The 11,915-nt window shown below is 68.8% G+C and carries 13 protein-coding genes; 5 read left to right on the top strand and 8 right to left on the bottom strand.

Annotated features, from left to right (window positions below):
- Nucleotides 1-3: 3 nt before the first annotated feature.
- The 8 genes from IE209_RS31935 to IE209_RS31900 form a co-directional block, all read right to left on the bottom strand.
- Nucleotides 4-819, bottom strand: a complete 816-nt coding sequence (locus tag IE209_RS31935; RefSeq protein ID WP_189690893.1) for an amidohydrolase family protein — start codon at nt 817-819, stop codon at nt 4-6.
- Nucleotides 816-1,820: an NAD(P)-dependent oxidoreductase gene (locus tag IE209_RS31930; protein WP_189690914.1), complete on the bottom strand. Its 1,005-nt coding sequence runs from the start codon at nt 1,818-1,820 to the stop codon at nt 816-818. The genes IE209_RS31935 and IE209_RS31930 overlap by 4 nt, the downstream gene beginning before the upstream one ends.
- 16 nt (nt 1,821-1,836) lie before the next feature.
- On the bottom strand, nt 1,837-3,120 hold the full coding sequence (locus IE209_RS31925; RefSeq protein ID WP_189690892.1) for a TRAP transporter large permease: 1,284 nt from the start codon (nt 3,118-3,120) through the stop codon (nt 1,837-1,839).
- Nucleotides 3,120-3,656 (bottom strand): TRAP transporter small permease, encoded by a 537-nt coding sequence (locus IE209_RS31920; protein WP_189690891.1) that lies wholly within the window; start codon nt 3,654-3,656, stop codon nt 3,120-3,122. The genes IE209_RS31925 and IE209_RS31920 overlap by 1 nt, the downstream gene beginning before the upstream one ends.
- Before the next feature lie 81 nt (nt 3,657-3,737).
- Nucleotides 3,738-4,718 carry a TRAP transporter substrate-binding protein gene (locus tag IE209_RS31915; RefSeq protein ID WP_189690890.1) on the bottom strand — a complete coding sequence of 327 codons (981 nt, stop codon included), beginning with the start codon at nt 4,716-4,718 and terminating at the stop codon, nt 3,738-3,740.
- A 44-nt stretch (nt 4,719-4,762) separates the two neighbouring features.
- Nucleotides 4,763-5,644 (bottom strand): SMP-30/gluconolactonase/LRE family protein, encoded by an 882-nt coding sequence (locus IE209_RS31910; RefSeq protein WP_189690889.1) that lies wholly within the window; start codon nt 5,642-5,644, stop codon nt 4,763-4,765.
- An 88-nt stretch (nt 5,645-5,732) separates the two neighbouring features.
- Nucleotides 5,733-6,560, bottom strand: coding sequence for an NAD-dependent epimerase/dehydratase family protein (locus IE209_RS31905; protein WP_189690888.1), 828 nt, complete (start codon nt 6,558-6,560; stop codon nt 5,733-5,735).
- A 165-nt stretch (nt 6,561-6,725) separates the two neighbouring features.
- Nucleotides 6,726-7,748, bottom strand: a complete 1,023-nt coding sequence (locus IE209_RS31900; RefSeq protein WP_189690887.1) for a LacI family DNA-binding transcriptional regulator — start codon at nt 7,746-7,748, stop codon at nt 6,726-6,728.
- Between the two features lie 119 nt (nt 7,749-7,867).
- Between IE209_RS31900 and IE209_RS31895 the strand changes: the two genes are divergently transcribed.
- From IE209_RS31895 to IE209_RS31875, 5 genes are all read left to right on the top strand, one after another.
- On the top strand, nt 7,868-8,668 hold the full coding sequence (locus IE209_RS31895) for a FadR/GntR family transcriptional regulator (RefSeq protein WP_189690886.1): 801 nt from the start codon (nt 7,868-7,870) through the stop codon (nt 8,666-8,668).
- An 86-nt stretch (nt 8,669-8,754) separates the two neighbouring features.
- Nucleotides 8,755-9,726 (top strand): Bug family tripartite tricarboxylate transporter substrate binding protein, encoded by a 972-nt coding sequence (locus tag IE209_RS31890; RefSeq protein WP_189690885.1) that lies wholly within the window; start codon nt 8,755-8,757, stop codon nt 9,724-9,726.
- A 35-nt stretch (nt 9,727-9,761) separates the two neighbouring features.
- Nucleotides 9,762-10,673 carry a 5-dehydro-4-deoxyglucarate dehydratase gene (gene kdgD / locus IE209_RS31885; protein ID WP_189690884.1) on the top strand — a complete coding sequence of 304 codons (912 nt, stop codon included), beginning with the start codon at nt 9,762-9,764 and terminating at the stop codon, nt 10,671-10,673.
- Nucleotides 10,674-10,716: 43 nt separating this feature from the next.
- Complete coding sequence (locus tag IE209_RS31880; RefSeq protein WP_189690883.1) at nt 10,717-11,166, top strand: nuclear transport factor 2 family protein; 450 nt, start codon at nt 10,717-10,719, stop codon at nt 11,164-11,166.
- Nucleotides 11,167-11,189: 23 nt separating this feature from the next.
- Nucleotides 11,190-11,915: enolase C-terminal domain-like protein (locus IE209_RS31875; protein ID WP_308433246.1), on the top strand; the 726-nt coding region annotated here is incomplete at its 3' end.

The raw sequence follows: 11,915 nt of genomic DNA, 5'->3' as shown, positions 1-11,915 counted from the left end.
GCTTCAGGACGCGGCTGGCGCGAAACCGTAGAGCTGCTGCGGGTTGTCGGCCAGGATGCGCGCGGCCACCTGGGCGTCGCCAGCCCAGTCCTGCAGCAGCGCCAACAGGGCGGCGGCGTCGGGCTGCGGCGTGCGGCCCAGGTGCGGCCAGTTGCTGGCCCACAGGCAGCGCTCGGCATGCTGGCGCGCGAAGACGCGTGCCAGGGCCGAGACGTCGGCATAGTCCGGCGGCCCGCTGCGCGAGGTCTCATACGGCGCGGACAGCTTGATCCAGCAGCGCCCGCCATCCAGCAGGTCCCGCAGGGCCCGCACTGCGGGGGCGTCGACGGCCGGCGGCTGCAGGAACTTGCCGTTGTGGTCGATCACCAGCGGCACAGGCAGCCGCGCCAGCTGTTGCTCGCGTTCGGGGAACTGCGCGCCGTCCATCTGCAGGTTGATGTGCCAGCCCAGCGGCGCGATGCGCGCGGCCACCGGCGCCAAAGCCTCCCAGGGCAGGGCGCCGCCGGGCAGCATCTGGAAGCGCACGCCCCGCACGCCGGCGGCGTGCATGCGCTGCAGTTCGTCCTCGGGCACCTGGGGGTCGACGGCCACCACGGCGCGGCCCGCTTCGCCGCAGGCGGCCAGGGCTTGCAGTGTGCAGCGGTTGTCCAGTCCGTAGGCGGTGGGCTGCACGATGACCACGCGGCCCAGGCCCAGCGCCTGCTGCACCGCGCGGTAGGCGGCCAGCGGGGCATGCGGCGGCTGCGCCAGGGCGGTTGGCGCGAGCGGCCAGCCGTCTTCGCAGACGTGCATGTGGCAGTCGCAGGCGCCGGCGATCATGCGCCGTCCCCGGTGCCGGAGAGACGCAGCCGCGTGGCCAGCGGCGCATTGACCGCACCGGCAGGGATGCGGCCCTGCAGGATCTCGGCTGTCTGCGCCACGGTCTCCAACGCCTGGTGCTCGATGGCCGGCGGCGTGAGCCCGCCGATGTGCGGCGTTGCCAGCACGTGCGGGTGGCGTGCCAGCGCGGGCGACGGCATCTGGTCGGGCGCACGGCCCACGTCCAGCGCGGCGCCCGCCAGGTGGCCGCTGTCCAGCGCCTGCAGCAGCGCCGCCTCGTCGACGAGGTTGCCGCGGCTGGCATTGACGAAGAAGCTGCCGGGCCGCATGGCGGCGAAGGCGGCAGCGTTCAGGAGGTTCTCGGTCGCTGCCAGCGCAGGCGCGAGGCAGACCACGTGGTCTGCCTGCGCCAGCAGCGTGGGCAGGTCGACCTGCGCAAGACCTTCACCATGCACCTGCGCGAACGGGTCGCTCACGAGCACGCGCATGCCCAGCGCACGCGCGATCGGGCACAGGTAGCGCGCGATCTGGCCGTAGCCGACCACGCCCAGGCAGGCGCCGCGCAGCTCGCGGCCCATGCGCGGCGTGGGCTGCGCGCCGGCCTTGTACTGCGCGTCTGCCGCGGGGATGTGGCGCGCCAGGCCGACCATGGCGCCGACGATCCATTCCGACACCGAGGCCATGAAGCCCGCGCTGGCCTGCGTGACCAGCACGCCCTGGGCGCTGGCGGCCGCCACGTCGATGGTGCGGATGTCCACCGCGCAGCGCACCACGGCCTGCAGCTGCGGCAGCGCCGCGAACACGGCCGCGTCCACCGGCGTCTGACGGTAGGCGATCACGACCGCGCAGCCCTGCGCGGCCCGGACCAGCGCCGGGCCGGCAAGGTCGTCCTCGCCCCCGTTCAGCCGCACGCGGGCGATGCGGCGCAGCCGCGCCAGCGCCTCGTCGCCGAAGTAGCTGGCCAGCCGGTCGCGCGGGTGCGTGACCAGCACCAGGGGCAAAGGCGGCGCCACGGCGTCAGATCCCCATCGCGCGTGGCAGCCACAGCGAGATCGCGGGCACGTAGGTGATCAGCATGAGCACCGTGAACAGCAGCACGAAGAAGGGCACCATGGCCTTGACCACGGTCTCGATCTTGAGCCCCGCCACTGCGCTGCCGACGAACAGCACCGCCCCCACGGGCGGGGTGATCAGGCCGATGCCCAGGTTGACCATCATGATCATGCCGAAGTGCACCGGGTCGATGCCCAGGGCCTTGACCACCGGCAGCAGGATGGGTGTGAGGATCAGGATCAGCGGCGCCATGTCCATCAGCGTGCCCAGTGCCAGCAGCAGCACGTTGATGAGCAGCAGGATCACGACCGGGCTGTCGCTCAGCGTGGTGAAGGCCGTGGTGATCTTCAGCGGGATCTGCATCAGCGTCATGATGTAGCCGAAGGACGCTGCGAAGCCGATCAGGATCATGACGATGCAGACCGTCTTGACGGTGCGGTGCATCAGCTTGGGCAGGTCGCGCCATTTGTAGTCGCGGTAGACGAACATGGTCACGAAGAAGGCCCAGATCACGGCGATGGAGGCCGATTCGGTGGCGGTGAACACGCCCGACAAGATGCCGCCCAGGATGATGACCATGGTCATCAGGCCCCACAGCGCCTCCCCGCAGATCTTGAGCGCCTCGCGCAGGGGAATCGCGCGGCCCTTGGGGAAGTTGTTCTTGCGTGCCGCGTACAGGCAGTAGGCGGAGAGGGTCAGGCCCAGCAGCAGGCCCGGCAGCACACCGGCCATGAACAGCGCGGCCACCGAGACCGAGCCGCCCGCGGCCATCGAGTAGATGACGGCGTTGTGGCTGGGCGGGATCAGGATGGCCTGCACCGAGCCGCTGCAGGTGACGGCCGTGGCGAAGGCGCGCGGATAGCCCTTCTTCTCCATCTCCGGGATCAGCACCGAGCCGATCGAGGCGGTGTCGGCCACCGAGGAGCCCGAGATCGCGCCGAAGAAGGTCGAGGCCAGGATGTTGACCAGCGACAGCCCGCCGCGCACGAAGCCCACCAGCACGCTGGCGAAGGCCACCAGCCGCCGCGCCATGCCGCCCTCGGCCATGATGGCGCCGGCCAGTACGAAGCAGGGGATGGCCAGCAGCGAGAACTTGTTGACCCCGTTGGCGATCTGGATCATCACCGCGTCCAGCGGCAGTTCGATCCACCAGGCGCCGACCAGCGCGGCCAGGCCCAGGGCATAGGCGACCGGAAAGCCGATCAGCATGAGTACGACGAAGCTGCCGAGCAACACGAGCATGTCCATCACGCGGCCTCCGCGGCGCCGGCCGCTTGTTCTTCATGGTCGAAGCGCACCACGGCGCGGTGCGCCTGGGAGCCGAGCAGGGCCTTCTCCAGCACGAACACCAGCGTGGCCACGCTGCCGAGCGGCAGCGGCAGGTAGGTGATGCCCACGGGCATCCAGGGCAGGTCCGCGAGGCTCTGGCCCATGGTCTCCATGCAGAGCTTGAAGCCCCACACGATCACGAACAGGCAGACGCCCAGCATCAGCAGGTCCACCAGGCGGGCCAGCAGACCCTGCAGCGCTGCCGGCAGCCGGTCCACCAGCATGCCCACGGCGATGTGTGCGCCGGCCCGGTAGCCGGCGGCTGCGCCGAAGAAGGTGAAGGTGACCATCAGCAGCACGGCCACTGGCTCGGGCCAGCTGGAGCCGGTGCCCAGCACGTAGCGGGCGTACACGCCCCAAGGAATGACCAGCGACATGGCCGCGATGGCCAGGCCGGAGATCCAGATGCACAACAGGTAGAAGGCGTCGAGGCCGCGCAGGAGGTTTTCTTTCATGCTGGTTCCTGAAGGCCGTGGCGGCCTCGTGGGACGTGGCGGGCGGCACCGCTTTGGCGGTGCCGCCCTCGCGCTGTGGGCTTACTGCACGGCCTCGATGCGCTTGATCAGCTCGGCGTACTGTGCGCCGTACTTGGCGCGCACGGGGGCCGTGGCGTCGTAGAAGGGCTTCTTGTCCACTTCGACGAAGGTGATGCCCGAGGCCTTGAGCTTGGCCGTGTAGTCGGCCACGCTCTTGTCCCACAGCGCGCGCTGCTCCATCTGCGCCTCGCGCGAGAACTTCATGAGCAGGTCCTGGTCCTCCTTGCTCATCTTGTTCCAGGTGATCTTGGACATGACGAAGATCTCGGGAATGATCAGGTGGGTGGTCTGCGAATAGAACTTCGGCCCCGCCGTGTAGTGGTTGGCGGTGAAGAAGGTCGGCGGGTTGTTCTCGGCACCGTCCACCACGCCGGTTTGCAGCGCGCTGAAGGTGTCGTTGTGGTTCATCGTGATGCCGTTGCCGCCCATGGCGTTCATGGTGTCCACGAACAGCGGGTTGCCCATCACGCGGATCTTCTGGCCCTTGAGGTCGGCCGGCGTCTTGACCGCGTTCTTCGTGTACAGGCTGCGCGAGCCGCTGTCCATCCAGCCCAGGGCGACCAAGCGCGCCGGGCTGTTGGTGATCTTGTCCAGCAGTTCCTTGCCGATGGGGCCGTCGATTACGGCGCGCATGTGGGCCTCGTTGCGGAACACGAAGGGCATGTTGAACACGTTCACGTCGGGCACCACCGGGCCCAGCGGGCCAAGGGAGATGCGGGCGATCTGGATGGCGCCGACCTGGGTCTGCTCGATCACCTCCTTCTCGCCGCCCAGCACGCCGCCGGGGAACATCTGCAGCTTGTACCTGCCGTTGGTGGCGGCTTCCAGCTTCTTGCCCAGGTTCTCGATGGCCACCACGTTGGGGTAGCCGGCTGGGTGCACGTCCGAGGCCTTGAGGACGGTCTGGGCGTGGGCCGTGAGGCCGGTGGTCAGGGCCAGCGCTGCAGCAGCGGTGGCCAGCAGGGTTCTGCGGTGGGTCATGCTTGTCTCCTAGTGGTGGGTGGGGTGGCGGGGGAAGGAACGGGTCAGTCTGCGAACAGGGGTTCTGCCAGACCTTGGGTACCTGGCGTCAGCGCGAACACGCCGCCGGCCAGCGGCTGGTCCGACAGGTCGCCGCCGGGCCGGATCGAGGTCACGTACAAGGTGTCCAGGCGTGGGCCGCCGAAGGCGCACATCGCGGGCTTCTTGACGGGCAGGGCCAGCGACTTGTCGAGCCGGCCCTCGGGCGTGAAGCGGTGCACGAGGCCGGCGTCGTTGCCGCAGATCCAGTAGCAGCCGTCCACGTCGATGGCGGCGCCATCGGGACGGCCCGGCAGCGGGTTCATGTCGACGAACAGGCGGCGGTTGGACGGCGTGCCGCTGGCGGTGTCGTAGTCGAAGGCCCAGATGCTTTGTACCTGCGGATGCGAGTCCGACAGGTACATGGTCCTGCCGTCGGGACTGAAGGCCAGGCCGTTGGGCACGATGAAGTCGCCGAGCTGGGTGGGCAGGGCGGTGTCGCCGGCACCGAAGCGGTACCAGGCGCCGGCGCGGATGGCGGCCGCCATGTCCAGGCACATGGTGCCGGCCCACAGGCGCCCCTGGCGGTCGCAGCGGCCATCGTTGAAGCGCATGGCGGGCGCCGCGTGCTGCACGGCGGCCAGGCGTTCGGCCTGCACCTGGCCGTCGTCCTGCAACTGCAGCGCGAACAGGCCGCTCTCCATGCCCGCGATCCAGCGGCCCGGCTGCGGCGTGGCGGCGATGCAGGCCGGCATCTCGGCCGTGGCCCATTGGCGGTGGCCCTGCGCGGGCGACCAGCGGTGGATGGCCTTGCCGGGAATGTCGACCCAGTACAGCGCCTGCTCGCCCACGTGCCAGACCGGGCTCTCGCCGGTGCCGTTGCGGGCGTCGAGGATCAGGTCTGCCATGTCAGTGCCGCCCGGCCGCCCGAAGGCACTGACGCGCCCCCTCGGGGGGCAGCGATACGCGAAGCGATGAGCGTGGGGGCTTCATGACTTAGTCGCCGAAGGGGCCTTGGGCCGTGAAGGCACCGCCCTGGTAGACGGCGTTGGGGTCGTCCGCCGCGACGGGCGGCTGGGCCTCGACCTTGGCGCGGAAGGGCTCCGAGCTGTCCCTGGGTGTCCAGCCGAGCTTGGCGGCGGCATGGTTGTCCCACCAGACCTTCTCGTTGGCCGAGGCGCCGTAGACCACGGTGTGGCCCACGCCCGGCGTGAACAAGGCTTTCTCGACCAGGGCCGTGAGGTCGTCGTAGCTGAGCCAGGTGTGCATCATGCGGCGGTTCAGCGGCTCGGGGAACGAGGAGCCGATGCGGATGCTGACGGTCTCGATGCCGTAGCGGTCGAAGTAGAACTGCGCCATGTCTTCGCCGAAGGACTTGGACAGGCCGTAGTAGCCGTCGGGCCGGCGCAGCACGTTCGCATCCAGCGTCTCGGTCTGCTTGTAGAAGCCGATCACGTGGTTGGAGCTGGCGAACACCACGCGCTTGACGCCATGGCGGCGCGCACCCTCGTAGACGTTGAAGATGCCCTTGATGTTGGCCTCGAGGATTTCCTCGAAGGGCCGCTCCACCGAGACACCGCCCAGGTGCACGATGGCGTCGCAGCCTTGCAGCAATGCGGCCACGGCCTGGCGGTCGGCGAGGTCGCAGGGGCGGACCTCCTCGTGCGGGCCGCGCGCCTCGCCCAGGGGGGCGATGTCGGAGACACGCAGTGCCTGGGCAGAGGGAACGAGGCGTTCGCGCAGCACCTTGCCCAGGCCGCCTGCGGCACCGGTCAGGAGCAGGCGCTGCAGGCGCGGCGCCGGGGAAGAAGTCGAAGTGGACATGGCAAAAGGTTGAACGTGGATCCGCCGACAAACCAGCCCGGACTTTCCAGAACTTCCTTGTCCTGCGAAAGACGGGTAAACGTTTAACTTGTGCTGAAAAAAATACGCCACTGGGCGATGGGCGCGATGCTCCTGCAGCGGACCGCTTGCGTCAATCCCTGAAAGCTAATCGTTTACCCTAGGTCGGCGCGGCGCGGTGGACTCGCGCGCGACGATGCGGCTTTGCAGCACGTCGTCCTCGTGCGTGGCGGGCTGGCCTTTGATCACGCCGACCAGCTTGCGCATGGCCAGCTCGCCGGTGGCCTCGCCCATCATGTCCACGCTGGTCAGCGCCGGACTCACGAGGCGGCCGTAGGCCAGGTTGTCGAAGCCGGCCACCGACACCTGCTCCGGCACGCGGATCCCGAGCGACTTGGCCTCCACCAAGAGGCCCATGGCCAGCAGGTCGTTGTAGGTCACGATGGCGTCGTCCAGTTCCTGCGACAGCAGCACGGTGGAGGCCAGGCGCTCGCCTTCCTCGGCCGAGGGGGCGGTCGCGTCGAAGCTGCGAAAGCGCGCCTCGACGCCCTGGAAGGCGTCCCTGAGCCCGCGCTCGCGCTCGGCGCTCCAGCGCGCACCGGAAAAGCCCAGGTAGCTGATGCGGCGGTGGCCCAGTTCGCGCAGGTGGCGGCCCAGCATCAGCGCGGCCGCGTAGTTGTCGCAACCCACATTGTGGTTCTTCTCGTAAGGCGAGGGCCGGCCGTAGAACACCACGGGCGTGCCGCTTTCGAACAGCGACCCGATGGCCGGCGCCGGCAGCCGCGCGCTGACGATCAGGCCGTCCACGCGCCGGCGCAGCGACTGCAGCACGCCGAGCTCGGGCGCCGTGCTTTCCTCCGCGTCCGCGATGATGAGGTTGAGCCCGGCGCTGGCCGCCTGGCGCGCCGCGCCCTTCACCAGGCTCGTGAAGTAGGGGTTGCGGATGTCCAGGATCACGATGCCGACGTTGCCGGTCTGGCCCGTGATCATGCCGCGCGCCATCGGGTTCAGCGAGTAACCCAGCTGGCGCACGGCCTGGGCGATGCGGGCCTCCACCTCGGCCGTGAAGCGCTGGTTGCCGTTGACGAACTTGGACACCGTGGCGGTCGAGACCTGGGCGGCCTCGGCCACGTCGCGGATGGTGGCGGCGCGCTTGCGCGGAACTGTCATGGATGGATCGGCCGAAAGTGACGCAGGGCGCGAACCATGCCACAGATGCGCTGTGGCGGGAACTCGGGTCCTTCCATGGTATGTTGTCGTACAACTGCCGCAAGCACTATGATGCCCCCATGTCCACGCTGTCCAACGGGCCGAGCGCCACGCCAGAAGCCGCCCCTGCCGCGCCGTTCGCGGCGGCCGTTCCGCGCCGGCGCGGCCGCGGCCTGGCGCATGGGCTGGTGGATGACCTGTCGGAGAAGATCCGCAGCCAGCAGCTGCGCACGGGCGACAAGCTGCCGACCGAGTCGGCCATCATGCAGGCCTATGGCGTGAGCCGCACGGTGGTGCGCGAGGCGCTGTCCAAGCTGCAGGCTTCCGGCCTCGTGGAGACGCACCACGGCGTGGGCACCTTCGTGCTGCCGCCCCGCGCGGCCGGCATGTTCCGGCTGGAAGGGGCGGACATCGCCACCACGGTCGACGTGCTGGCCGTGCTCGAATTGCGCATCAGTCTGGAGACCGAATCGGCCGGCCTGGCCGCGCTGCGCCGAACGGATGCGCAGTTGCAGGGCCTGCGCGCGGCACTCGACGCGTTCGAGGCCAATGTGGCGGCCGGTGGCGACACCGTGGCGCACGACTTCAGCTTCCACCTGCAGATCGCGCAGGCCACGGGCAACCCGTACTTCGCCGACATCATGGGCCACCTGGGCACCACGCTGATCCCGCGCACGCGCGTGAGCGCCATCCGCAACCACGACCGGCGCGGCGAGTACCTCGTGCGCGTGAACCGCGAGCACGAGGAGATCTACGCCGCGATCGCGCGGCGCGACCCGGACTCGGCGCGCGCCGCCATGCGCATCCACCTGACGAACAGCCGCGAGCGGCTGCGCCTGGCGCAGGAGGCCGCCCAGCGTTCGGCCGGCACGACCGGCTGAGCCCTTGCACAAATTCATTGGCAGGGATCGTCTTTGGTTGTACGATGACTGACTTCATCGCAACCGATCGCCCCGAGGAGACCTCGATGCAACTGAAACGCCGCGAACTGCTAGCCGCCGCTGCCGCCACGGTGGCGCTGCCGAGCCTGGCACAGACCAAGGACGCCTGGCCCAGCAAGCCCATCCGCATCATCGTGCCGTACCCGCCAGGCGGGTCGTCGGACATCATTGCGCGCGCCATCAGCGTGCCGCTGGCCGATGCGCTCAAGCAGACCGTGATCGTGGAAAACAAGGCCGGCGCCAATGGCAACCTGGGCGCCGACTTCGTCGCCAAGTCCGCACCGGACGGCTACACGCTGCTGCTGTGCGACGTGGGCGCACTGGCGATCAGCCCCTCGGTCTACACCAAGCTGCCGTTCGACCCGTCCAAGGACCTGCGTGGCGTGACCATGCTGGCCTACTCGCCGCACCTGCTGGTGGTGCACCCGTCCGTGAAGGCCAACAACCTCAAGGAACTGGTCGCGCTGTCCAAGACCACGGACCTGAACTTCGCCGTGACCGCCACCGGCAGCGCGCCGCACCTGGCTGGTGTGGCGCTGGAGCGCGCCACCAACGCCAAGTGGGTCTACGTGCCCTACAAGGGCGGCGTGCAGGCGATCCAGGACACCGTGGGCGGCCAGACCCAGGTGCTCATGAATGGCATGCTGGCCACGCTGCCGCACGTGCAGAGCGGCAAGCTCAAGCTCCTGGCCGTGTCCAAGGGCACGCGCATGCCGCTGGTGGGCGACACGCCGACCATCGCCGAGCAGGGCGTGCCGGGCTACGAGTCGGGCACCTGGCAGGGCGTGCGCGTGGCCAAGGGCACGCCGGACGCCATCGTGCAGCGCCTGAACAAGGAGCTCATCACCGTGATCCGCTCGGCCGACATCCGTTCGCGCCTGGCCGGGCAGGGCGCCGAGGTTGTGACCATGGCGCCGGCCGAGGAAGAAAGCTTCTTCAACAAGGAGCGCGCCCGTTGGGCTTCCGTGGTGCAGGCCGCGGGCATCAAGCTGGACTGATTTTTCTGAACAACCCTACAACGAGGACCACCGATATGAACCCGCAAGAACTCAAATCCATCATGGGCTCCGGCCTACTGTCGTTCCCCATCACGGACTTCGACGCGCAGGGCAACTTCCGCCCCAAGACCTACATCGAGCGCCTGGAATGGCTGGCCCCCTACGGCGCCAGCGCGCTGTTCGCGGCCGGCGGCACGGGCGAGTACTTCTCGCTGTCCGGTGAGGAATACAGCCAAGTCATCAAGACCGCGGTGGACACCTGCCGAGGCAAGGTGCCCATCATCGCCGGCGCCGGCGGCCCGACCCGCACCGCGATCGCCCATGCCCAGGAAGCCGAGCGCCTGGGTGCCCACGGCATCCTGCTGCTGCCGCACTACCTGACCGAAGCCGGCCAGGAAGGCCTGATCGAGCATGTCGCCCAGGTCTGCAAGAGCGTCAAGTTCGGCGTCATCGTCTACAACCGCGACCGCACCAAGCTCACACCCAACTCGCTGGCCATCCTGGCCGACCGCTGCCCCAATCTGATCGGCTTCAAGGACGGCGTGGGCAACATCGAGACCATGTCCTCCATCTACATGAAGATGGGCGACCGCTTCTCCTACCTGGGCGGCCTGCCGACCGCCGAGGTCTATGCCGCGGCCTACAAGGCGCTGGGCACGCCGGTGTACTCGTCGGCCGTGTTCAACTTCATCCCGAAGACGGCGATGGACTTCTACAAGGCCGTGACCGCCGACGACATGGCAACCCAGCACAAGCTGCTCAAGGAGTTCTTCATGCCCTACCTGGCCATCCGCAACCGCGTGGAAGGCTATGGCGTTTCCATCATCAAGGCCGGCGCCCGCATCGTCGGCCACGATGGCGGCCCGGTGCGCGCACCGCTGTCCGACCTCAAGCCGAACGAGATGGAAGAGCTGGCCACGCTGATCCAAAAGCTCGGCCCGCAGTAAACGCAAGCACGCGCGCCAACACACCACACGAGGAGACACGCGCATGTTCCGCAAACTCTGTCTGGTGGCGGCTGCGGCCGTCATGTTTTCCGGTTGCGCCGGCCTGCCTGCGGGCCACGGCGCGAGCGACACCGCGGCCGTGACCGCCGCAGCCGAGAAGCTGCGCGTGGCCATGGTCGATCCCACGCGTGAGGCCTTGTCCGCACTGGTGGCCGATGACCTGAGCTACGGCCACTCGGGCGGCAAGATCGACACCAAGGCCAGCTTCATCGCCGACCTGCTCGATGGCAAGTCCGACTTCGTGACCATCGCCATCAGCGAGCAGACCGTGAAGGTCTTGGGCGATGCCGCCATCGTGCGCCACACGCTCATCGCCGACACCATGGATGCTGGCAAGCCCGGCAAGGTCAACATCAAGATCCTGCACGTGTGGCAAAAGCAGGGCGGACAGTGGAAACTGCTGGCCCGCCAGGCCGTGCGTCCGCCGGTCTGAAACCCATCTCTCCAGAAAGCCGCATGTCCACCCCTGTCGTTACCGAACTGCGTGTCGTGCCCGTGGCGGGCCACGACGACATGCTCATGAACCTGTCGGGCGCGCACGGCCCGTTCTTCACGCGCAACCTGCTGATCCTGACCGACAACGCCGGCCGCACCGGCGTGGGCGAAGTGCCCGGCGGCGAGAAGATCCGCCAGACGCTGGAAGACGCACGCGCGCTCATCGTCGGCCAGCCCATCGGCAATTGCCAGGCGATCCTGAACGCCATGCGCACGCAGTTCGCCGAACGCGACAGCGGCGGGCGTGGCCTGCAGACCTTCGACCTGCGCGTGGCCATCCACGCCGTCACGGCCGCCGAGTCGGCCCTGCTCGACCTCCTGGGCCAGCACCTGGACGTGCCCGTCGCGGCCCTGCTCGGCGAAGGCCAGCAGCGCGATGCCGTGCAGATGCTGGGCTACCTCTTCTACGTGGGCGACCAGGGCAAGACCGACCTGCCCTACCGCCGCGAGCCCGAGGCCGACAACGCCTGGTTCCGCCTGCGCCACGAGAAAGCCATGACGCCCGAAGCCATCGTGCGCCTGGCGGAGGCGGCCCAGGAGCGCTACGGCTTTCAGGACTTCAAGCTCAAGGGCGGCGTGTTGCGCGGCGACGAGGAGGTCGAGGCCGTCACCGCCCTGCACGAACGCTTCCCCGAAGCCCGCGTCACGCTGGACCCCAACGGCGGCTGGCTGCTGAAGGACGCCATC

This window comes from Pseudorhodoferax aquiterrae (genome assembly GCF_014652235.1).
Lineage (GTDB): Bacteria > Pseudomonadota > Gammaproteobacteria > Burkholderiales > Burkholderiaceae_C > Pseudorhodoferax > Pseudorhodoferax aquiterrae.
Note: the sequence above shows the minus strand (reverse complement) of the source record. Positions and strands in the feature narration are given on the sequence as shown.